This is a genomic window from Rhodopseudomonas parapalustris, assembly GCF_053772255.1.
The window spans coordinates 18811-39040 of the sequence record NZ_JAMKBZ010000013.1 but is presented as its reverse complement, the minus strand read 5'-3'; the positions used below and the strand labels follow the sequence as shown (position 1 = coordinate 39040).

General features: G+C 65.1%; 18 protein-coding genes and 1 tRNA gene. 10 read left to right on the top strand and 9 right to left on the bottom strand.

The window, feature by feature from the left end; translation table 11 throughout:
• Positions 1-81 precede the first annotated feature (81 nt).
• A complete protein-coding gene (recG, locus tag M9H71_RS13250; RefSeq protein WP_455405445.1) occupies positions 82-2184 on the top strand; it encodes an ATP-dependent DNA helicase RecG in 2103 nt (700 codons plus the stop codon).
• Between the two features lie 165 nt (positions 2185-2349).
• On the opposite strand, the gene M9H71_RS13245 is transcribed toward recG, so the two are convergent.
• The 3 genes from M9H71_RS13245 to glmU form a co-directional block, all read right to left on the bottom strand.
• Positions 2350-3144, bottom strand: coding sequence for a DUF502 domain-containing protein (locus M9H71_RS13245; protein ID WP_455405444.1), 795 nt, complete (start codon positions 3142-3144; stop codon positions 2350-2352).
• Positions 3145-3405: 261 nt separating this feature from the next.
• Positions 3406-5232 (bottom strand): glutamine--fructose-6-phosphate transaminase (isomerizing), encoded by a 1827-nt coding sequence (gene glmS / locus M9H71_RS13240; protein ID WP_455405443.1) that lies wholly within the window; start codon positions 5230-5232, stop codon positions 3406-3408.
• A gap of 126 nt (positions 5233-5358) precedes the next feature.
• Positions 5359-6717 carry a bifunctional UDP-N-acetylglucosamine diphosphorylase/glucosamine-1-phosphate N-acetyltransferase GlmU gene (gene glmU / locus M9H71_RS13235; RefSeq protein ID WP_455405442.1) on the bottom strand — a complete coding sequence of 453 codons (1359 nt, stop codon included), beginning with the start codon at positions 6715-6717 and terminating at the stop codon, positions 5359-5361.
• A gap of 167 nt (positions 6718-6884) precedes the next feature.
• Here glmU and M9H71_RS13230 point away from each other — a divergent pair, with 167 nt between their 5' ends.
• On the top strand, positions 6885-8261 hold the full coding sequence (locus M9H71_RS13230) for an SPOR domain-containing protein (protein ID WP_455405441.1): 1377 nt from the start codon (positions 6885-6887) through the stop codon (positions 8259-8261).
• Positions 8262-8333: 72 nt separating this feature from the next.
• Positions 8334-8714, top strand: a complete 381-nt coding sequence (locus M9H71_RS13225) for a hypothetical protein (RefSeq protein ID WP_110784284.1) — start codon at positions 8334-8336, stop codon at positions 8712-8714.
• On the opposite strand, the gene M9H71_RS13220 is transcribed toward M9H71_RS13225, so the two are convergent.
• Positions 8674-10245: a glycoside hydrolase family 17 protein gene (locus M9H71_RS13220; protein WP_455405549.1), complete on the bottom strand. Its 1572-nt coding sequence runs from the start codon at positions 10243-10245 to the stop codon at positions 8674-8676. The two genes, M9H71_RS13225 and M9H71_RS13220, sit on opposite strands and share 41 nt — an antisense overlap.
• A gap of 326 nt (positions 10246-10571) precedes the next feature.
• On the opposite strand from M9H71_RS13220, the gene M9H71_RS13215 reads away from it, so the two are divergent.
• The 5 genes from M9H71_RS13215 to M9H71_RS13195 all read left to right on the top strand — a co-directional run bounded on the left by M9H71_RS13215 (position 10572) and on the right by M9H71_RS13195 (position 15118).
• On the top strand, positions 10572-11153 hold the full coding sequence (locus M9H71_RS13215) for a beta-1-3, beta-1-6-glucan biosynthesis protein (RefSeq protein WP_455405548.1): 582 nt from the start codon (positions 10572-10574) through the stop codon (positions 11151-11153).
• Positions 11154-11340: 187 nt separating this feature from the next.
• Complete coding sequence (locus M9H71_RS13210; RefSeq protein ID WP_455405440.1) at positions 11341-14175, top strand: glycosyltransferase; 2835 nt, start codon at positions 11341-11343, stop codon at positions 14173-14175.
• A gap of 156 nt (positions 14176-14331) precedes the next feature.
• Positions 14332-14407, top strand: a tRNA-Lys gene (locus M9H71_RS13205).
• A gap of 362 nt (positions 14408-14769) precedes the next feature.
• A complete protein-coding gene (gene pufB, locus M9H71_RS13200; protein WP_011158204.1) occupies positions 14770-14913 on the top strand; it encodes a light-harvesting antenna LH1, beta subunit in 144 nt (47 codons plus the stop codon).
• 25 nt (positions 14914-14938) lie between these two features.
• Positions 14939-15118, top strand: a complete 180-nt coding sequence (locus M9H71_RS13195) for a light-harvesting protein (protein WP_455405439.1) — start codon at positions 14939-14941, stop codon at positions 15116-15118.
• A gap of 114 nt (positions 15119-15232) precedes the next feature.
• On the opposite strand, the gene M9H71_RS13190 is transcribed toward M9H71_RS13195, so the two are convergent.
• Both M9H71_RS13190 and M9H71_RS13185 read right to left on the bottom strand, forming a co-directional pair.
• Positions 15233-15436: a hypothetical protein gene (locus M9H71_RS13190; RefSeq protein ID WP_110784352.1), complete on the bottom strand. Its 204-nt coding sequence runs from the start codon at positions 15434-15436 to the stop codon at positions 15233-15235.
• Positions 15437-15526: 90 nt separating this feature from the next.
• Positions 15527-15928, bottom strand: coding sequence for a RidA family protein (locus tag M9H71_RS13185; protein ID WP_455405547.1), 402 nt, complete (start codon positions 15926-15928; stop codon positions 15527-15529).
• 188 nt (positions 15929-16116) lie between these two features.
• Between M9H71_RS13185 and M9H71_RS13180 the strand changes: the two genes are divergently transcribed.
• Positions 16117-17007 carry a DMT family transporter gene (locus M9H71_RS13180; protein ID WP_455405438.1) on the top strand — a complete coding sequence of 297 codons (891 nt, stop codon included), beginning with the start codon at positions 16117-16119 and terminating at the stop codon, positions 17005-17007.
• On the opposite strand, the gene M9H71_RS13175 is transcribed toward M9H71_RS13180, so the two are convergent.
• Positions 17004-17246 (bottom strand): BrnA antitoxin family protein, encoded by a 243-nt coding sequence (locus tag M9H71_RS13175; RefSeq protein WP_047308566.1) that lies wholly within the window; start codon positions 17244-17246, stop codon positions 17004-17006. The genes M9H71_RS13180 and M9H71_RS13175 overlap by 4 nt on opposite strands.
• A 409-nt stretch (positions 17247-17655) precedes the next feature.
• Here M9H71_RS13175 and M9H71_RS13170 point away from each other — a divergent pair, with 409 nt between their 5' ends.
• Positions 17656-17871, top strand: coding sequence for a hypothetical protein (locus tag M9H71_RS13170; protein WP_013502561.1), 216 nt, complete (start codon positions 17656-17658; stop codon positions 17869-17871).
• A gap of 66 nt (positions 17872-17937) precedes the next feature.
• Here the strand turns inward: M9H71_RS13170 and tgt are convergent, their stop codons facing one another.
• Both tgt and queA read right to left on the bottom strand, forming a co-directional pair.
• Positions 17938-19071 (bottom strand): tRNA guanosine(34) transglycosylase Tgt, encoded by a 1134-nt coding sequence (gene tgt, locus M9H71_RS13165; RefSeq protein ID WP_455405437.1) that lies wholly within the window; start codon positions 19069-19071, stop codon positions 17938-17940.
• Complete coding sequence (queA, locus tag M9H71_RS13160; protein ID WP_455405436.1) at positions 19068-20150, bottom strand: tRNA preQ1(34) S-adenosylmethionine ribosyltransferase-isomerase QueA; 1083 nt, start codon at positions 20148-20150, stop codon at positions 19068-19070. The genes tgt and queA overlap by 4 nt, the downstream gene beginning before the upstream one ends.
• Positions 20151-20230 lie beyond the last annotated feature (80 nt).

The following is a 20230-nucleotide window of genomic DNA, read 5'->3' as shown; positions in this document are numbered from 1 at the left end:
TCAGCCCGCACGGACGCATTGCAATCGCCGCAAAATGCGGCCAACCCTGCGAGCATCGCCCATCCACCCCGCCTTGGTTCGATGCGCCCTGCACTGCTCAACCCGCTGTTCGCACTGGTCACCAGCCTTTCCGGCGTCGGACCGAAGCAGGACAAGCTGTTCCGCTATCTGCTCGACCGCGACGACACCCCGCGGCTCGCCGACCTGCTGCTGCATCTGCCGACCAGCGTGATCGACCGGCGTGCCCGGCCGAAGATTCGCGACGCGGTGCCGGGCACGGTGGTGACGCTGGAGGTCACGGTCGATCGCCACCGCGCGCCGCCCCCGGGCCGCTCGCGCGCGCCTTATCTGGTCTATGCCAGCGACGACACCGGCGACGTGGTGCTGACCTTCTTCCGCGCCAAGCCGGACTATGTGCAGAAGCTGCTCCCGGTCGGCGCCAAGCGCTACGTCTCCGGCACCGGTCAGCTCTACGACGGCACGCTGCAGATCGTGCATCCGGACCGAGTCGTCGACGAGGAAGGCTTCGCCAAGTTGCCGCAGATCGATCCGGTGTATCCGCTGACCGAGGGGCTGGCGATCGGCTCGCTGCGCCGGGCGGTGGCGCAGGCGTTGAACAAGCTGCCGGCGCTGCCCGAATGGATCAGCCCCGAGGTGCTGCGGCGCTGCCGGTTTCCGTCGTTCGCCGAAGCGCTGAACCACGTCCACATCCCGGATCAGCCGACCGACATTCTGCCGGACGGGCCGTATTGGTCGCGCCTTGCCTATGACGAACTGCTCGCCGGGCAGCTCGCCCTGGCGCTGGTGCGGGCGCAGCTTCGGCGGCCGGCCGGCAGCCGCAACGCCGGCGATGGACGGCTACGCCACAAGATCATCGACGCGCTGCCCTATGCGCTCACCAACTCGCAGCAGCAGGCCGCCGCGGCGATCGCCGAAGATCTGCTCCAGCCGGTGCGGATGCTACGACTGCTGCAGGGCGACGTCGGAAGCGGCAAGACCGTGGTGGCGCTGCTGGCCGCAGCGGCGGTCGCAGAAGCCGGCAAGCAGGCGGCACTAATGGCGCCGACCGAAATCCTCGCCCGTCAGCACATCAAAACCATCGCGCCGCTGGCCGAACGCGCCGGGATGCAGGTCGCGATCCTGACCGGCCGCGAGAAAGGCAAGGAACGCCGCGAGATCCTGGAGCGGCTCGCCGCCGGCGAGATCGATTTTCTGGTCGGCACTCACGCGCTGATCCAGGACGACGTGATCTACAAATCGCTGGCGCTGGCGGTCGTCGACGAGCAGCACCGTTTCGGCGTGCGCGAGCGCCTGGCGCTGACCAGCAAGGGCGCCGATGTCGACGTGCTGGTGCTCAGCGCTACGCCAATCCCGCGCACGCTGGTGCTGACCTATTTCGGCGACATGGACGTCTCGGAACTGCGCGAGAAGCCCGCCGGCCGCCAACCGATCGACACCCGGACGCTGTCCGATACGCGGCTGCCGGAGGTAATCGACGGGATCGGCCGCGCGGTCGCCGCCGGCAAGCGGGTGTACTGGATCTGCCCGTTGGTGGAGGAATCCGAGAACGTCAAACTCACCGATGCCGAGCAACGCTTCGAGTCGCTGCGGCAGCGCTTCGGCGATCATCAGGTCGGCTTGGTCCATGGGCGGATGCGCGGCAGCGACAAGGACCAGGTGATGGGCCAGTTCGCGCGCGGCGAGATCAGCGTGCTGGTCGCCACCACGGTGGTCGAAGTCGGCGTCGACGTGCCCGAAGCCACCATCATGGTGATCGAAAACGCCGAACGATTCGGGCTCGCGCAACTGCATCAGCTACGCGGGCGGATCGGTCGCGGCAGCGAAGCCTCGACCTGCCTGCTGCTGTATCGCGAGCCGCTGGGTGAACTTTCGGGGGCACGCTTGCGGGTGATCCGCGACACCACCGTCGGCTTCCGGATCGCCGAGGAAGACCTGAAGCTACGCGGCGAAGGCGACGTACTCGGCACAAGGCAGAGCGGTTTGCCCGGCTACCGGATCGCACGCTCAGAAGTTCACGCCCAGCTCATCACCCAGGCGCGCGACGAAGCGCTGCGGATCCTGAAAGACAATCCGAAGCTCGAAGGCCCCTCCGGCGAGGCGCTGCGCTGCCTGTTGTATCTCTACGAACGCGACGAAGCGATCCCGCTGCTCGGCGCGGGTTAGAAGTGATGGTCATTCCGGGGCGCGCGCAGCGCGAACCGGGAATCCAGAGATTGTTGAAACGCTGTCGCACAACGCTGCGAGATTCCGGGTTCGCCGCTGCGCGGCGCCCCGGAATGACGAACGTGAATGATGATGACGAACGGCCTCAGCCGCACCGTGGCCGAACTAATCGACCTTGTCGGGAGCCTTGGTCACGCGGCGGCGCGAGAACGCCGATTCGGGCTCGCCGGGTTCGCGGACCTTCTTGGCCGCGAGCGCAGTCGCCGCCAGCGCCGCGATCTTCTTCTGCGGATCGGAGCCCGGCTGCACGACGCCAGCCGACATGATCAGCGTCGCGGCTTCCTCGGCGCTCATGTCGACCGGGATGACATTGTTCTTCGGCACGTAGAAGAAGAAGCCGGTGGTCGGGTTCGGCGCGCACGGCAGGAATACCGAGATGTGCTCGTCCTGGCTCGGAATCTTGGTCGCGACTTCCTGATTCGGTGGCAGTGAAATCAGCACGATCGACCACATACCAGGTGACGGAAACTCGACCAGCCCGACCTTGCGCAGGCTGTTGCCATTGCCCGAGAACAGCGTCTCGAACACCTGCTTGAGGCCGCGATAGATCGCCCGTACCACCGGCATCCGGCCGAGCAGGCGTTCGCCGAGATCGACCAGGCTGCGACCGATCAGGTTGGCGGTGAGGAAGCCGAGCAAGGTCAAGGCGACGAACGCGACCACCAGACCGGAGCCAGGCACCGCGAACGGCAGATAGGTCTCGGGACGGTAATCCGGTGGAACCAGAGGACGCACGAAGCCGTCGACCCAATTCACGAACCACCACGTCAGATAGAAGGTGATTGCAACCGGGCCGGCGACGATCAGGCCTGTCAGGAAGTAATTGCGGAGACGCCCCATCACGCCGCGTGGCGGGTCCGGCGGGAGATCACCGGTTGGGGTCGGAAGCTGGTCGGTCATCTACAGTCCAGGTCGGTGCTACGGATGTCGTGGCCAAGGCCCGACGCGAGTGTCTCTGTAGCAGTCCGCCCTGGGGATAAGCGATCGATCCGACCCGGCCAAGCTCGATCGCGGCACTTCGGCGTTCTGCCAACGCCGCAGATATAAGGGTTCTGCCCGCCGTCAACAACCGGCCATTGTCGGCAGGCCGCCCGGCGCGACATCTTGCCGGATGTCGCCCGCGCCCGTGTCGTCGAAGACGCGCCCGCAGGCGCGAACGCCCTATTCCACCGTCACCGACTTCGCCAGATTGCGCGGCTGGTCGACGTCTGTGCCCATCACAACGGCAGTGTGGTAGGCGAGCAATTGCACCGGGATGGCATAGACCATCGGGGTGAACGCCGATGCCATATCCGGCATCATGATCGTCACCATCGAGTCGACCGTGGCTTCCTCGGCGCCCTTGGCATCGGTCACCAGGATGATCCGTCCGCCGCGGGCCGCCACTTCCTGCATATTGGAGACGGTCTTCTCGAACACCCGGTCGTAAGGCGCGATCACCACGACCGGCATCTTCTCGTCGATCAGCGCGATCGGGCCGTGCTTCAGTTCGCCGGCGGCGTAACCCTCGGCGTGGATGTAGGAGATTTCCTTCAGCTTCAGCGCGCCTTCGAGCGCCAGCGGATAGGAGGTGCCGCGGCCGAGATAGAGCACGTCCTGCGCCTTGGCGATGTCGCGTGCCAGCCGCTCGATCTGTGGCTCGTGCGTCAGCGCCGCCGCCATCAGCCTCGGCAATTCGATCAGGCCATGCACCAGCCTGGCCTCGTCGGCGTCGGTCAGGGTGCCGCGTGCCCGGCCGGCCGCAATCGCCAGCGCTGCCAGCGCCGTGAGCTGGCAGGTGAACGCCTTCGTTGACGCGACGCCGATCTCGGGGCCGGCCAGGGTCGGCATCACCACCTCGCTTTCGCGGGCGATGGTCGATGTCGGCACATTGACGACCGACAGCGTGTGCAGCCCCTGCTCCTTGGCGTAGCGCAGCGCCGCGAGCGTGTCGGCGGTCTCGCCCGACTGCGAAATGAAGATCGCCAGATCGCCCTTGCGCAGCGGCGCTTCGCGGTAGCGAAATTCTGACGCGATATCGATTTCGACCGGCAGCCTTGCGAAGCGTTCGAACCAGTATTTGGCGACGTAGCCTGCGTAGTTCGCGGTCCCGCAGGCGGTAATCGACAGCTGCTGGACGTCTTTGAAGTCGAACGGCAGCTTCATCGGCAGCGCAATCCGCTCGCTCGCCATATCGAGATAGCGAGCCAGGGTGTGGCCGACGACTTCCGGCTGCTCGTGGATCTCCTTGGCCATGAAGTGGCGATAGTTCGCCTTGTCGACGACGAACGAAGACGCCCCCGATTTCATCACCTCGCGCTTGACGACGTCACCCTTGGTGTCGCGGACTTCGGCGCTGGTGCGGGTCAGCACCACCCAGTCACCGTCGTCGAGATAGCTGATGTCGTCGGTGAGCGGGGCCAGCGCGATCGCGTCCGAGCCGAGATACATCTCGCCGTCGCCATAGCCGATCGCGAGCGGCGATCCCTTGCGGGCGCCGATCATCAGATCGTCGTGCCCCTTGAACACGAACGCCAGTGCGAAGGCGCCGCGCAGCCGCGGCAGCGCCGCCTTCACCGCGTCCTGTGGCGACAGCCCCTTGACCAGAAACGAATTGACCAGATGCGCCACCACTTCAGTGTCGGTCTCGCTGGCGAAGGTCGCACCGCCGCCCTCGAGCTCATCGCGCAACTCACGGAAGTTCTCGATGATGCCGTTATGCACGACCGCGACGCCGGACGCCGCGTGCGGATGCGCATTGGCTTCGTTCGGCTTGCCGTGCGTTGCCCAGCGGGTGTGACCGATACCGACGTGCCCAGCGAGCGGTTGCCGCTTCAGCACCGCCTCGAGATTCTTCAATTTGCCTTCTGCCCGGCGGCGCACGAGCTCACCGCCTTCGAGCGTTGCGACGCCGGCCGAGTCATAGCCGCGGTACTCGAGCCGCTTCAGCGAATCGACCAGTTGCTCGGCAACCGGTCCACGTCCCAGAATTCCGATGATGCCGCACATGCGGTTGAATGATCCCCAGTTCGCCGGACGACCCGTCGGCGCTCCCGACTTCTAGCGGCTTCTGCGAAAGCCTTGGTAGTCAACAATTATTGCGATTTGACACAAAGTTAAACCAAACCGGCGGCGTCAATGCCCCTTCGGCTTGCGATGGCGCGACTTGGCGTCCCGGAAGCGCTTGGCCCAGCCGTCCTTGGCGGTCTGCACGTTGCGCTCGACCGCCAGCGCGTCGTCCGGTACGTCCTTGGTGATCACCGAGCCGGAGCCGACATAGGCGCCGGTGCCGATCTTGACCGGAGCGACCAGCGACGAATTCGAGCCGATGAACGCGCCGGCACCGATCTCGGTCTTGTGCTTGTCGAAACCGTCGTAATTGCAGGTAATGGTCCCGGCGCCGATATTGGCGGACGCGCCGATGTGTGCGTCGCCGATGTAGGTCAGATGATTGACCTTGGCACCGGCGTCGATCTGCGCGGCTTTGGTCTCGACGAAATTTCCGATCTTAGCGCCGTCGCCGAGCGACGTACCCGGTCGCAATCGCGCATAGGGCCCGACCTGCGCCTTGGCGCCAATCTTCGCCTCGGCAAGGTGCGAGAACGAATGGATCACCGCGCCATCAGCGATCGACACGCCGGGGCCGATCACCACGAACGGCTCGATCACCACGTCCTTGCCGAACGTCGTATCGGCAGCGAGGTAAACGCTATCCGGCGCGATCAGCGTGACGCCCGAGGCCATGGCGGCCTGACGAAGGCGGGTCTGCATCACGGTCTCGGCCTCGGCGAGCTGCGCCTTGGTGTTGATCCCGCGAACCTCGTCTTCGCTGGTCTCGATCACGCTCGCGGTCAGACCGAGGTCGCGGACGATCCCGACCGCATCGGTGAGATAGTATTCGCTCTTGGCATTGGCGTTCCCGATCTTGTCGAGCACGTCGAGCGCGATCTTACCGTCAATCGCCATCACGCCGGCATTGCACAGCGTAATCGAGAGTTCATCCGCGCTGGCATCGGCCTGCTCGCGGATCGCCATGAGCCTGCCGCCATCGACCACCAGCCGCCCGTAGCCGGTCGGGTCGACGGCGCGGAAACCCAGCACCACCAGCGACGAGCCGCTGCGCAGCGGCTCGCGCAGACGCGCGAAGGTCTCCGCCGAGATCAGCGGCGTATCGCCGAACGCGATTAACAAATCGGCGGCGCCTTGGGCGATCGCCTCACGCGCCGCCAGCACCGCATGCGCGGTGCCGAGTCGCTGTGCCTGAACATAGATCGCCGCGTCGGCGCGAACCCGCTTGGCCTCGTCGCCGACCGCCTGATGATCGGGACCGATCACAACCGCCAGCCGATCATGATCCCCGTGCGGCGCCGCGCTCAGCACATGGGCGAGCAGCGAGCGTCCGGCGACGGGATTCAGTACCTTCGGCAGCGAAGATCGCATCCGCGTCCCCTCTCCCGCTGCAAGCACGATCGTCAGGCTGGTTCTGGCAGTCATTCCAAGATCCGTCATTTGCTGGAGCGGCCGTCATAGAGCGTTTTGCGGCGAAGTGGAAACGGCTTTCCCGGCGTCGCGGTCACCGCGCCACACCTGAAAATGGCAATTCCCTGATACTGTTGGCGAGCTGATTCGTGCCGCGCGCCCCCGAGCTTTGAGACCATCCGATGGCCAGAAAAACCGACGATCTGGCAGATAGCTTCGCGACCGAAGAGACCGGCGGCTGGCTGACGCGCCTGCTGGCGGACGAGGAAGAACTCGGCCCTCAGGAAAAGTGGCGGCTCGGCTCGTGGGCGGTGGCCTCGCTGGGCGCCGTAGTGCTGGCATTCATGGCAGTCCAAAACGTCGCCGACCGGCGCCACGAGCACACTGCGGCGGCCGAAGTCGCGAAGCAGTCGCAGATGATCCAGCGCCTCGCCAAGGACACGCAGACCGCCAACAGCCGGCTGACGGCAGCCATCGATACGCTGAACACCGACCGAGACCGGCTGTACGCGCGAGTCGGAACTCTCGAACAGGGGCTGGATTCGGTCACCGGCTCGATTGCGCATGTGCAGACTGGAAAAGGCAATCCGCCGGCTGCCACGGCCGACAATCCGATGGATCGGTGGGGATCGGCCGCATCCTTGCCGGAGATCCCCGGCAAGCCGGCGCCTCCGACCACGGCGGCGGTCGAGACCAAGCCGGACGTCGCCGGCGCTCCTGCCAAAAAATGGGGAGCGATCGAACCACCTCCGGCTGCGGCGTCCTCGCAACTGCCGCCTCCAGTCGCGGTCGCCCCTGTCTCCGCCAAGCAGGCGTCGATTCCAAATGCGGCTCAAGCGATGCCCGCGGCTCCACAGGACGCAAAAAAAGAACCTGACGACAAGCACATAACCCAAGACTCTCACGAGAAATCTCGGCCCGATAGGCACCGGCTGGAGCCCGCGCCGCCGCAGCGTCCCTCGGCGCAGACGGCGGCTGCGATGATCTCGACGACGCCGCTGATCCCGTCACGATCGATTCTGGCCCCACCCGATCCCGGCGCGGCAAAGCTGCTGGAGACCAAGGCGCCGGCAACCGAGGAAACCGCCCCTGCCCCTGCCCCTGAAGCTGTCCAGGAAACCCCGGCCTCCCGTACAGAGTTCGGCGTCGACCTCGGCTCGGCCAACACGGTCGAGGGGTTGCGTGGTCTGTGGCGCAAGATGTCGAAAACCCACAAGGCACTCGACGGCCTGCAGCCGATCATCATGATCAAGGAAAACGGCAACGCTACCCAATTGCGACTGGTCGCCGGTCCGATCAGCGATGCCGCCGCGGCCGCCAAAGTCTGCGCAGCACTCGGCAGTGCAGATCGGGCCTGCGAGGCCTCGGTTTACGATGGCCAGCGGCTGCCGATGGTCGCTCCAGCCAGCGTCCCGCAGCCGGCCCAGAAGCGACCGACACGCCGGCACCGCGAGCGCGTCACATTGCAGTCGGAACCGCCGCCCGCTCCGGCGCCGCCGCAAGAGGCACCGCCGCAGCCACAGCCATCTACCCTGTCATCGATCCTCGGCATCCGCTAAAAGCCCGAGCGGTCATTGTCACGACCGCCGCACCAGCTTGTTCGCCCCAACGAAGCGCAGCATAATCACGCCATGAAGAAGAAGCCGTTCCGCCTCACCCCATATCAGGTGCAATTCCTGCTGATCGTCGGCTTTGCGACGGTCGGCTATGCGCTGTACTTGCGCTATCTCGCGATCGAACTGTCGACGGTTGCGCTGGCCTGCGACGCCGGACTGCGGTCGATGCTGTGCAAATCTCGGATGCTGATGACGTATCTGTTCCAGAACTCGGTGTTCGGAATCGCCGCGCTGGTGATCGCGGCACTGCACTTCATCAGGCCGTCGATCGTGCTGCTGACCGGCGGACTGATCTGCGCCGGCTTCGGCATCGTGCTCTACAATATCGCGCTGTCGGGAATTGCGATCGGCCTGCTTATTTTGGGGTTTGCGCGACCCGCGCCCGCCACAGCGTGAGCGCAAGCATCGCATAGACCGCGCAGGTCCACATCGACTGCCAGTTCTTGGGGCCTTCGTTGAAGACCGTGTAGAGCGCGCAAGCCGCGATCAGCCCGGCGAACGAGGCTTCGGCGATCGGCCGGGTGCCCTGCTGCGGACGGTTGACCAACATCAGCAGGAACAACGGCACCACCGCCATTGTCAGTGCGGCAAATGGGAAATCCCGGTAGCGCGGATCGAAGGTGAAGCCGAGCGCGGTCTCTGCGCTGATCAGCACCGTTACTGCCGCAGCGAGGCCGAGCGCCCAGGTCGCCAGCGACCGCGACCGATCCTCTCGCGGCCCGAACAGGTCGAGGAAGGTCGGAATCGAACGCCCCGACATCAGCGCATGGGCGGCAAGGATCGGCGTCAGAACGCCGCTCGCCAGCAGCAGGCTCCATTGCGCCCAGCGCCCGATGCCGTAGCTCTCGACCAGCAGCTTGTCGACCGCAACGCCGAGCAAAATTCCAGCCACCGTGGCAGAGGTCCCGACCGCCAGCCACGCCACCAGGCGGGGCGACCACGGGCGCCGGCGCAGAGTCAGAATCGCCGTCAGAAACACCACGATGCTCAACGCCATGCCGGCCGCTGCGGCAATCTTCCAGTGCGGGAAGTTGCTGATCGGCTCGCCGGCCGGGTACTTCAACGCGCGGCTGTCGGCGTCGATCAGGCCCCAATAACCACCGACAGTGCCTTCGAGGTTGCGCTTCCACGGCTGATCGTAGGCTTCGATCAGATTAACCCGGAAATGCTCCCGCTTGGCCAGGGTCAGGATCTCCGACACCACCCGCGCCTGATTGGCGCGCGACGGCAGCGCGCCTTCGCGCATCCGGCCGGCACTCGGCCAACCGGTCTCGCCGATCAGGATTTCCTTGCGTGGAAACGCTACCGCGACCTGCTTGCGGATCGCATCGACGTGGTTCGCGGCGTAGCGGGCCCGGACCGGCATGTCCTCCCAGTATGGAAGAATGTGAATCGTGACGAAATCGACGGCGTCGTAGATGTCGCGGTTCCGCAGCCAGTATTCCCAGACGTCCGCATAGGTGACCGGCACCTTGGCCTGCGCCTTCACCAGCCGAATGGTCGCAGCCAAATCCGCAGCGGTCATCTCGCCGCGCAGCAGCACCTCGTTGCCGACCACCAGCCCGGTGATCACGTCCGGATAGGCCTTGGCGAGGCCGACCGCAGTGGCGATCTGCGCCAGGTTCTTGGAACGATCGTTGGACAGCCAGATGCCCTGCAGCACTTTCAGCCCGACCTTAGCGGCCAGCGGCGGAAGCTGATCGAGGCCGTTGTCGATCGAATAGGTCCGGACGCAGTTCGAAATCTTGGCGAGTTGCGCCATGTCCTGCGCGATCTGATCGGCGTCGATATGCGTGGTCGGGTCAAGCGGCGTCTGCGTGCCGCGGAACGGCGCGTAGGACACGCATTCCAGTTTGGACCCGGCTTCGATCGGCGCGCGTTCGAGCGTGATCGGAGTGGCGATCCACCACCACACACCAAAGATCATGGCCAACGAGATCGGGATCAACAGCAGCGGCGTGCGCAAGGATTTGGATTCCGTCCGTTGGAAAAGGGTCCCGTCGATTAGCCGCTCGCGATCGATCTGCCAAGGCCGGGTTGCGCACCGCCCTCTCCCCGGGTGCGCCGCACGGATGTCGCCGGGACATCAATTGGTCGCCATGCCCCCAGGGACGAACTGCCATTGCTGGACAAAATCCAAAATGTCCGTCATGGGATTCTGCCGAGGGCCACGCCCTATCGGCGACGAATTCGAGCGGCATCAGGTGGATGGGACCGGCGCCGCAGTGGCCCGGCAACGAGATCGGGGACATGATGCGACGAGTTATCCTTGAGTTCCAGAACGCGATGCTGCGTTGCCTGGCGGTGAGCGGTCTTGCCCTGACGATCGGCGTCGGCGGCGCAATTGCCCAGAGCGGCGATCTGCGCGCGCAGGATCAGACGCAGAAGCCGCCGCCGGCCGGTAACAATCAGCAACCCCAGTCGACGGCCGACGCGCTCAAGGAAAGCCAGAAGAAGACCGACGAATTCGCCGAGGCGGCGCAGGCCATCAACGGCCCGGCGGGAAATCCCGAATGCGTCTGGCTCGGCCGCCGCGTGGTGGTGCTGATGTGGCGAGACGACCTCGACACCGCGTTCCGCCACCTCGATATGTACGACCGGTTCGGCTGCCCGACCGGGCACATTCAGGCCGCGTTCAGATGTGTCGTGCGATCGGGTCCCATTGACCCGAAATCCCCCGACAGCCTCAGTGGACGCGTGCACGCATGCTGGATCAATCCGACGGCTCAGCAACAACCCGCTGCAGCCGCCGCGACGCAGCCCGGCCCGGCAGCAAAGCCGGCGCAGGGATCGGCCCAGCAACCGGCGGCTCCGGCTCCCGCGCCAGCGAAATAACGGCGCGGTACGGGGGAACGATCGGGATCTTCTCGGGTTCGCCAGCCCGACGCCCTCAATTCGCCATCGGGGCAGTCGAGTTGCTTGAACCCGGGACGCATTGCTACTGTGATGCGCCGATGCTGTGGACGGACCTCGGGGACGGGTTGGTCCACCTGCCAACCTGGCCCCTTATGGTTTAGTCGCGATGCGCGTCGTCGTCGTCGTTCTGTTTCTCGTCGCTGCCGCTCACGCCGGGCTCTGGGGCCTCCTTCGGGAGAAACAACAAGCAGCCGATTTCACCGGCATGCTGCCGAGCGTTTCGTATGCGCCGTTCGATGGCTCCGGACATCCGGACGTCGACAACTTCCCCACTGCCGAGCGAATCCGCGCAGACCTGAAAAAGCTGGAACCGCTGACGCGCGCGGTCCGCCTGTATTCGTCGACCGGCGGTCCCGAAATGGTGCCGCCGATCGCCAACGAATTCGGCCTCAAGGTCAATGTCGGCGCCTGGATCGACAAGGACGTCACCCGCAACGAACGCGAAATCCAGTCGGCGATCGACCTCGCCAAACACAACGCCAATGTCAGCGGCGTCGTGGTCGGCAACGAAACGGTGTATCGCGGCGACCAGATCCCGCTCGAAAATCTCGGTCTGAGCGACGAAGAGCGATACCGACTCGTCGCCGAAGAAAACCAGCGGGTGCGCGACGCCGAGGCGCAGCCCGCCGACAAGCGCGACGAAGCGGTGCGCTGGGCGACGGCCGAAAATAACGTCCGGCGGCTGACCCGGCTGATCCAGCGGGTGAAGTCCCAGGTCAAGGCGCCGGTCACCTCGGGCGAAATCTGGAACATCTGGCTCGAGCATCCCGAGCTCGCCTCCTCGGTCGACTTCATCGCCGCGCACATCCTGCCCTATTGGGAAGGCTTCTCCGCCAAACAGGCGGTCGATCAGGCGATGATCATCTATCAGAAGCTGCGCGACGCCTTCCCCGGCAAGCGCATCGTCATCGCCGAGTTCGGCTGGCCGAGCGCGGGCTATAACCGCAAGGCCGCCGTGCCGGGCCAGTTCGAGCAGGCGGTGACGCTGCGCAACTTCGTCAGCCGCGCCGACGCCATCGGCATGGAATACAACATCGTTGAAGCGATCGATCAGCCCTGGAAGTTCTTCGAAGGCGGCGTCGGTCCGTATTGGGGCTTCCTCGACGCTTCGCGCCAGCCGAAGTTCGCCTGGACCGGCCCGGTGGTCGATCCGAATTACTGGAAGCTCGCGGGCATCGCCCTGCTCGTCGGCATCCTGCTGTCGCTGCCGATTCTGCAGCTCGCCGCGCCGACCGCGATGCAGACGCTGCTGCTATCGGCCGCCGCCCATGGCGCCGGCGCCTGGGCTGCAACCGTGTTCGCCTTTTGGAACGGCCATTATTTCCTGTTCGGTTCGGCCTTCGCGCTGACGCTGGGCATCATTCTGCTGGTGCCGCTGGTTGCGATCGCCCTGGCGCGGATCGAGGAAATCTCGGCCGTGGCCTTCGGCCGCAAGCCGCGCCGGCTGATCACCCGTGCCCTCACCGACGCCCAGGAAGCCAAGCGCGCCGCCGCGCTCGCCAAGGGCGAGGAGATCTCCGTCCCGAAGGTGTCGATCCACGTCCCGGCCTATTTCGAACCGCCGGAGATGCTGAAGCAGACGCTCGATGCGCTGGCGCGGCTCGACTACCCGAACTTCGAAGTCGTGGTGATCATCAACAACACGCCCGACGCCGCCTTCACCGACCCGATCCGGGAACACTGCCGCGAACTCGGCGAGCGCTTCAAGTTCATCAACGCCCAGAAGGTCAAAGGCTTCAAGGCCGGCGCTTTGCGAATCGCGATGGAGCGCACCGCGGTCGATGCTGAGATCATTGGCATCATCGACGCCGACTATGTGGTGACGCCGGATTGGCTGAAGGATCTCGTGCCGGCGTTCGACGACCCGCGCGTCGGCCTGGTGCAGGCGCCGCAGGAGCACCGCGACGGCGATCGCTCGCTGATGCACTACATCATGAACGGCGAATATGCCGGCTTCTTCGACATCGGCATGGTCCAGCGCAACGAATACAACGGCATCATCGTGCACGGCACGATGTGCCTGATCCGGCGCGCCGCGATGGATATGGCCGGCGGCTGGTCGAGCGACACCATCTGCGAGGACTCCGATCTCGGCCTCGAGATTATGGAGCATGGCTGGCTCACCCACTACACCAATACCCGCTACGGCTACGGCCTGCTGCCGGACACCTACGAGGCGTTCAAGAAGCAACGCCATCGCTGGGCCTATGGCGGCTTCCAGATCATCAAGAAGCACTGGCGCCGGTTCCTGCCGGGCAACAGCCGCCTCTCCCGCGATCAGCGCCGCGAGTTCGGCGTCGGCTGGCTGAACTGGCTCGGCGCCGAAAGCCTCGGCGTGGTGGTGGCGATCCTCAACCTGATCTGGGTGCCGATCGTCGCCTTCGCCGACATCGCGATTCCCGACAAGATCCTGACCCTGCCGATCATCGCCTCGTTCATCGTCACGCTGGCGCACTTCCTGGTGCTGTACCGGCTGCGGGTGAAGATCGGGGTGCCGCAGATGCTCGGCGCCATGATCGCCGCGATGTCGGTGCAATGGACCGTGTCCCGCGCCGTCGCCCAGGGCCTGATCACCGAGCACCTCGCCTTCGCCCGCACCTCCAAGGGCGGCCTGACGATGATGTCGGTCGAATTCCAGGCGTTCTGGGAGGCCGTGATCGGCGTGCTGCTGCTGATCGGCGCCGCGATTCTGGTGGTCTCCAACAGCAACATCCAAATCACCGAGATTTACATCTTCGCCGGCGTGCTGGTGCTGCAGAGCCTGCCGTTCCTGGCGGCGGTGGCGATCGCGATTCTGGAGAACTCGCGAATCAACCAGTTCGGCTGGTGGACCGCGACAGCAGTGCGAACCGCCGAATTGATCGGTCTGCGCCCGGTGGCGCTGCCGACCCCGATCCCGGCGCCTCAGAAGGTCGGCTCCGATCTTCAGCGCGATACGTGAGGTCGCTTTCGCCGTCGCCGGCGAGAGCTGATTCCTCGCACGAGGAAGACGGGATAAATAGCTGTGGGCTTAAGCCAATTCGGCTTCAGCGGGGGCGACTACGGTCTCCGCGGGTATTGACCCCGCCGGCCCCGCCCCCTACACAGCGCCTCACGTGAGCGCGTAGCTCAGCCGGTAGAGCACGTGACTTTTAATCATGGGGTCGAGGGTTCGAGTCCCTCCGCGCTCACCATACGTCCTCTGTTCAGCTCTTTGACGTCGTGACGGCTCAGCCATGAGCATCGTCGTCATCAACAGTCGCCGGGCGCCCTTGCCTCCCTCTCCGTTGAGTCAATTGTCGTCGCAGCGCCGGTCCAAAGCGGACCGATTATGCGGAGCATCGGCACCGCTCCCTCGCCGTTTCCCACCCCTCCAAGCCGCCCGGCAGCATGAGACAAGACCTCCTGACTGCCTTACGACCAACGGATCACGCGGCGCTCACGAAAATTTGTTCCTGCTCAATGTTCGGTCCGGGGGAGCCGGTCAATATGCGCGCCATCGAGGGCCGCAACGCGGCTCGGCGATGCGCAAGAAACCCCATTATGAGGTCTCAAAATGGCTGACAAGACGCTGACCGGCCTGACGGTCGAGGAGTCCGAAGAGCTCCACAAGCACGTGATCGACGGCACCCGCATTTTCGGTGCGATCGCGATCGTCGCGCACTTCCTCGCCTACGTTTACTCGCCCTGGCTGCACTAATTAGCTGCCCAAAGGAGTATAGAATATGAATCAAGCTCGTATCTGGACTGTGGTGAAGCCGACCGTCGGTCTCCCGCTCCTGCTCGGCAGCGTCACCGTGATCGCGATCCTGGTGCACTTTGCTGTGCTGACGCACACCACCTGGTTCTCGAAGTACTGGAACGGCAAGGCCGCGGCGATCGAGTCGTCGGTCAACGTCGGCTAATCAATACTGCTCTTCTGAGCTGTATTGCCGAACCGGGCTCCGAAAGGGGCCCGGTTTTCGTTTGGGGGCTCGCTAGCCGCGGCGAGCCTTGAATGCCCTCCGGCAGCCGTGCGCTCAGGCCCTCGCCTTTGGCGCGGCCAGCGCGGTCGCGGTGCGCTTGATGGTTTTGGCGACCAGAAGCGCCTGCTCCTTGGTCAGGGCAAAGTCCTGCACGCCCTTCTGGGTGGTCAGCGACAGGATCATCACCTCCGGCTGATTCTCCGGCCAGCCGGTGGCGAAGGCGGTGACGAAATCGGCCGAGGTCGAGCGCTGGGTCATCGAACGAAACTCCTTAGGACAGCTCGCGGCTCATTGGCCGAAACCGGCCGCGCTGGCAAGCATCCGCAAGGCTAAGTCGCCCAGGCTGCGTTACCGCGCCGGCACGAACGCCGTCACCTCCAGCTCGACCTTAGCCCGGGGATCGACCAGCCCGCCGATATAGAGAAGCGTCGACGGCGGAAAGTGCCGGCCCAGCGTCTCCTTCCAGGTCGCACCGATTCCGGCACCAGCAGCCTCGTATTCGGCGCGGCTGGTGAGATACCAGGTCAGCCGCACGATGTGCTCGGGGCCGGCTCCGGCCTCTGCCAGCAGCCGCGTCACGCGCCGCAACGCCGCGCCGACCTGCGCTGCGAGATCGTCCGATTCGTATTCGCCCTGATCGTTGGTGCCGGTCTGTCCCGCCAGCACCAGCCACTTGCCGGGACCGTTGAAGGCGACGCCGTTCGAAAAGCCCCGCGGCTTGGCCCATCCATCTGGTTGCAGCACCCGCATCGTCGATCCTCCCTTGGTCACCGGCTTGTTCGCCGCTTTGACCGCAATTGCGCGCACAAGCGGCGGTGGAAATCAACCGCAGCGGCCGCAGGCGGGCCTCTGCGGCGCGGCGGTTGCCAAGGCTGCCGTTGTCGAAGATAGAGCGCGTCAAGGAAACGCCGACGCCATCAACGAGCCAAACCGCCGCGATGACCCGCTCTCCCTCGATTCTGAAGGCCGCGCTGTGGATGGCCGGCTGGCTGGCGCTGATGGTGATCGTCGCCATCGCCGGGCGCGAGACGCTGCGCGAGCTGAACGTGTTTCAGGTGATGGAGCTGCGCTCGCTGATCGGCTTCGCAATGCTGTACCCGCTGATCCACAGATTCGGCGGGCTGCCGGCTATGGCGACATCGCGGCCGCTGGCACATCTGAGCCGCAATCTGGTGCATTACGCCGCGCAGCTCGGCTGGTTCTACGCGCTGACGCTGATCTCGATCGCCCAGGTGGTGTCGATCGAGTTCACCATGCCGATATGGATCGCAATCCTCGCTGCGACCTTCCTCGGCGAGCACATGAACGTCTGGAAGATCACGGCGATCGTGCTGGGGCTGATCGGCGTCGTGGTGATCGTGCGCCCCGCCACCTCTTCGATCGACCCGGGCCAGTTGATCGCACTTGGTGCCGCAGTCGGTTTCGGGATCTCGGTGACCCTGATGAAATCGCTGACCCGCACCGAGAACACGCTCGCGATCATCTTCTGGATGCTGATCATTCAGAGCGCCGCTGGTCTGGTACCGGCGCTGTGGCTGTGGCAATGGCCATCCGCCTATGTGTGGGGCTGGATCGTGATCATCGCGTTCTGCGGCACGTTCTCGCACTACTGCATGGCGCGGGCGCTGACTTACGCAGACGCCACCATCGTGGTGCCGATGGACTTCCTGCGGGTGCCGCTGTCGGCGACCGCTGGCTGGCTGATCTATGGCGAGCGGCTCGACGCCTACACGGTGATCGGCGCTGCGCTGATCCTCACCGGCAACCTGCTCAATCTGCGCGGCGCACCACGGCCGCCCGCAGCAGCCGCGATCCGGAATTCGCGCTAGTCGAGTCCGGCGGCCTTGCGCAGCGCCGCGTTGATGCGGTCCTGCCAGCCGGGGCCGCCTTCCTGAAAATGCTCCAGCACGGCCTGATCGATCCGTAGCGACACCATCTCCTTCACACCGGGCAGCGCCTGACGCTTCGGCGGCGCTTCCACCGGCTTGGTGGTGGCCTTCTTGAAGGCGGCCTCCGCCTCGGTGCGGGCATCGTTCAGCGTGCGGGGACGGCGGGGCGGCTGCGACATGGCGGTTTTCTCGGCAGGTTGATCAGAGTTAAGGCGTTGACGCGACTCGCGGAATGACCGGTGCAACAAGATGCTCGACAGCTCCGACAAAGCGGCGCTTTGCGATGCACAAGACTCATCTGAGACAGGCTTCGAGACGGGTTGATCACGGTCGCTTTCCGACCGCAATAGTAATTGAATCGCTAACGACCGTGTTCGAAATCGAGAAGTCGCCACACTGTCTCATCCAAGGCGTGCAGTGCAGAATCGAATTTCTCAAAACGAACGCATTTGTGTTGCGACATCGTCAGAGTTCCGAGTGTATAGTTTGTGCAACTGAGGTGGTGATCACTTCGGTCGAACATGTATCTGAACATTCAGATCCACCGAACAATCAGGTCCAACGCTTTTGAATGATGAGGAGGTCACGATGCCGGCGATTGCTGAAGTCCTGTCGACCAACGTTCCTCGTCCCGCACCACGCGGCAGCGATCTTCCCACCTGCCCGGTCTGCGCCGACTCGATGGTCGCGGCCGAAGCATCGGCTTATCTCACCGAGAGCGTGGTGAGCTATCTGTGGACCTGCGACACCTGCGGCTATGGTTTCGTCACCAAGCATTCGGTGAAACGCTTTTCTTGCAACTGACTAGCTCGATACATCGGGCGCTGGGAGGTTTCGCGGTCAAACATCGTTTGTCGGGCCCGGAGCGGATCAGCGCGCCGCAATATCGCCCCGCTCCCATCGCGCACGGGTGCTGAGCCTGAACTCCTCGAACTGACCTGCAGCGATCGCGGCGCGGATGTCGCGCATCAGCCGTTGATAGTAAGCGGTGTTGATCTCCGACAGCAGCATTGCGCCAAGGGTTTCGCTCGACTTCACCAGATGGTGCAGATAGGCCCGCGAGTAGTTGCGGGTCGACGGCCAGTCGCTCTCTTCGTCGAGTGGCCGCGGGTCGTCGGCGTGCTTGGCGTTGCGCAGGTTGATCGGGCCGTATTGCGTGAACGCCAGGCCGTGGCGACCATTGCGGGTCGGCATCACGCAGTCGAACATGTCGATGCCGCGCGCCACCGCTTCCAATATGTCTTCCGGTGTGCCGACGCCCATCAGATAGCGCGGCCGATCCGTTGGCAGGATCGGCGCCGCCTCCTCGATCATCTCCAGCATCACCTCCTGCGGTTCGCCGACCGCCAGCCCGCCGATCGCGTAGCCGTGGAAGCCGATGTCGATCAGCCCGCGCGCCGAGGCGTGGCGCAGCTCGGGCACGTCGCCACCCTGGACGATGCCGAACAGCATGTAGCCGGCCGGCGCGGTTTCGAACGCGCGCTTGCAGCGCTCGGCCCAGCGCAGCGACAATTGCATCGCCCGCTCGATATCGGCGCGATCGGCCGGCAGCCGCACGCATTCGTCGAGCTGCATCGCGATGTCGGAGCCGAGCAGACGCTGCACCTCGATCGCGCGCTCCGGCGACAATTCGAGCGCCGCGCCGTCGATGTGCGAGCGGAACGTCACCGCCTGCTCGTTGACTTTACGGAGCTGCGCCAGCGACATCACCTGGAAGCCGCCGGAGTCAGTCAGCATCGGCCCGTTCCAGGTGGTGAAGCGCTGCAGACCGCCGAGCGCGGCAATCCGCTCGGCGCCCGGCCGCAGCATCAGGTGATAAGTGTTGCCGAGCACGATGTCCGCACCGGCGTCGCGCACTTCGCGCCAGTGCAGCCCCTTCATCGCACCCGCGGTGCCGACCGGCATGAAGGCCGGGGTGCGCACCACGCCGTGCGGTGTGGTCAGCCGGCCAGTGCGTGCGGCGCCGTCGGTTCGGAGCAGTTCGAAGTGATTGGGCACGGTCATGGGGTGATGTCGTTCCGGAACAGCAGGCTGGCGTCGCCGTAGGAGTAGAACCGATAGCCGGTTCGAATGGCGTGGGCGTAGGCCGCCTGCATGGTGTCGAGACCGCAGAACGCCGACACCAGCATGAACAGTGTCGACCGCGGCAGGTGGAAATTGGTCATCAGCACGTCGACCGCACGGAAGCGATAACCAGGCGTGATGAAGATCGCCGTCTCGTCGGCGAACGGCGCAATGCGGCCGTCATCGCGCGCTGCGCTCTCGAGCAGCCGCAGCGAGGTGGTACCGACCGCGACAATCCGGCCGCCGGCTGCACGCGCCGCGTTCAGCGCATCCGCAGTGCCGGAACTGATCGTGCCCCATTCGGCGTGCATGCGATGCTCGCTGGTGTCCTCGGCCTTCACCGGCAGAAAGGTCCCTGCCCCGACATGCAGCGTGATCCGGTGCAGCCCGACGCCACGCGCTGCCAGCGCGGCTTCGAGGTCGGCGGTGAAATGCAACCCCGCGGTCGGCGCCGCAACGGCGCCCTCGCTGGAGGCGAACATGGTCTGATAATCGGCGGCGTCTTGCGCGTCCGGCGCGCGCTTGGAGGCGATATAAGGCGGCAGCGGCGTGGCGCCGATCTCCGCGATCGCCTGGTCGAGCACAGGCCCGTGGAACGAGAACGCCAACGTGACCTCGCCGGCCTCGCCCTTGGCTTCCACGGTCGCATCGAGGTGGCCTAGGAGACAGACCCGGCCGTCGTGGCCGAAGCGGATGGCATCGCCCGGCAGCAGCTTCTTGGCCGGCTTGACCAGCGCCTGCCAGCGACCGCCGTCGAGCCGCTTGATCAGCGTCGCTTCGATCTTCGGCTCAGGGCCGCGGCCGATCCGGCGGCCGGTGAGCTGCGCGGCAATCACCCGCGTGTCGTTGACCACGAGCTGATCGCCCGGCGACAGCAGCGACGGCAGGTCGCGCACGATCCGATCCTCGAGCGGCTCGCCTGGGCGCACCACCAGCATCCGCGCGGCATCGCGCGGGCTGACCGGCCGCAGCGCGATGTTCTCGGCGGGTAGATCGAAGTCGAACAGTTCGGTGCGCATACGGTATCCGTCATCGCCGGACTTGATCCGGCGATCCATCCTCTTCGAAAGATGGATGCCCGGGCCTCCGCCGCGCCGAA

Coding starts and splice junctions, on each gene's coding strand:
- recG (WP_455405445.1), top strand. CDS start 82: ATGCGCCCTGCACTGCTCAACCCGCTGTTCGCACTGGTCACCAGCCTT.
- M9H71_RS13245 (WP_455405444.1), bottom strand. CDS start 3,144: ATGACCGACCAGCTTCCGACCCCAACCGGTGATCTCCCGCCGGACCCG.
- glmS (WP_455405443.1), bottom strand. CDS start 5,232: ATGTGCGGCATCATCGGAATTCTGGGACGTGGACCGGTTGCCGAGCAA.
- glmU (WP_455405442.1), bottom strand. CDS start 6,717: ATGACTGCCAGAACCAGCCTGACGATCGTGCTTGCAGCGGGAGAGGGG.
- M9H71_RS13230 (WP_455405441.1), top strand. CDS start 6,885: ATGGCCAGAAAAACCGACGATCTGGCAGATAGCTTCGCGACCGAAGAG.
- M9H71_RS13225 (WP_110784284.1), top strand. CDS start 8,334: ATGAAGAAGAAGCCGTTCCGCCTCACCCCATATCAGGTGCAATTCCTG.
- M9H71_RS13220 (WP_455405549.1), bottom strand. CDS start 10,245: ATGATCTTTGGTGTGTGGTGGTGGATCGCCACTCCGATCACGCTCGAA.
- M9H71_RS13215 (WP_455405548.1), top strand. CDS start 10,572: ATGCGACGAGTTATCCTTGAGTTCCAGAACGCGATGCTGCGTTGCCTG.
- M9H71_RS13210 (WP_455405440.1), top strand. CDS start 11,341: ATGCGCGTCGTCGTCGTCGTTCTGTTTCTCGTCGCTGCCGCTCACGCC.
- pufB (WP_011158204.1), top strand. CDS start 14,770: ATGGCTGACAAGACGCTGACCGGCCTGACGGTCGAGGAGTCCGAAGAG.
- M9H71_RS13195 (WP_455405439.1), top strand. CDS start 14,939: ATGAATCAAGCTCGTATCTGGACTGTGGTGAAGCCGACCGTCGGTCTC.
- M9H71_RS13190 (WP_110784352.1), bottom strand. CDS start 15,436: ATGACCCAGCGCTCGACCTCGGCCGATTTCGTCACCGCCTTCGCCACC.
- M9H71_RS13185 (WP_455405547.1), bottom strand. CDS start 15,928: ATGCGGGTGCTGCAACCAGATGGATGGGCCAAGCCGCGGGGCTTTTCG.
- M9H71_RS13180 (WP_455405438.1), top strand. CDS start 16,117: ATGACCCGCTCTCCCTCGATTCTGAAGGCCGCGCTGTGGATGGCCGGC.
- M9H71_RS13175 (WP_047308566.1), bottom strand. CDS start 17,246: ATGTCGCAGCCGCCCCGCCGTCCCCGCACGCTGAACGATGCCCGCACC.
- M9H71_RS13170 (WP_013502561.1), top strand. CDS start 17,656: ATGCCGGCGATTGCTGAAGTCCTGTCGACCAACGTTCCTCGTCCCGCA.
- tgt (WP_455405437.1), bottom strand. CDS start 19,071: ATGACCGTGCCCAATCACTTCGAACTGCTCCGAACCGACGGCGCCGCA.
- queA (WP_455405436.1), bottom strand. CDS start 20,150: ATGCGCACCGAACTGTTCGACTTCGATCTACCCGCCGAGAACATCGCG.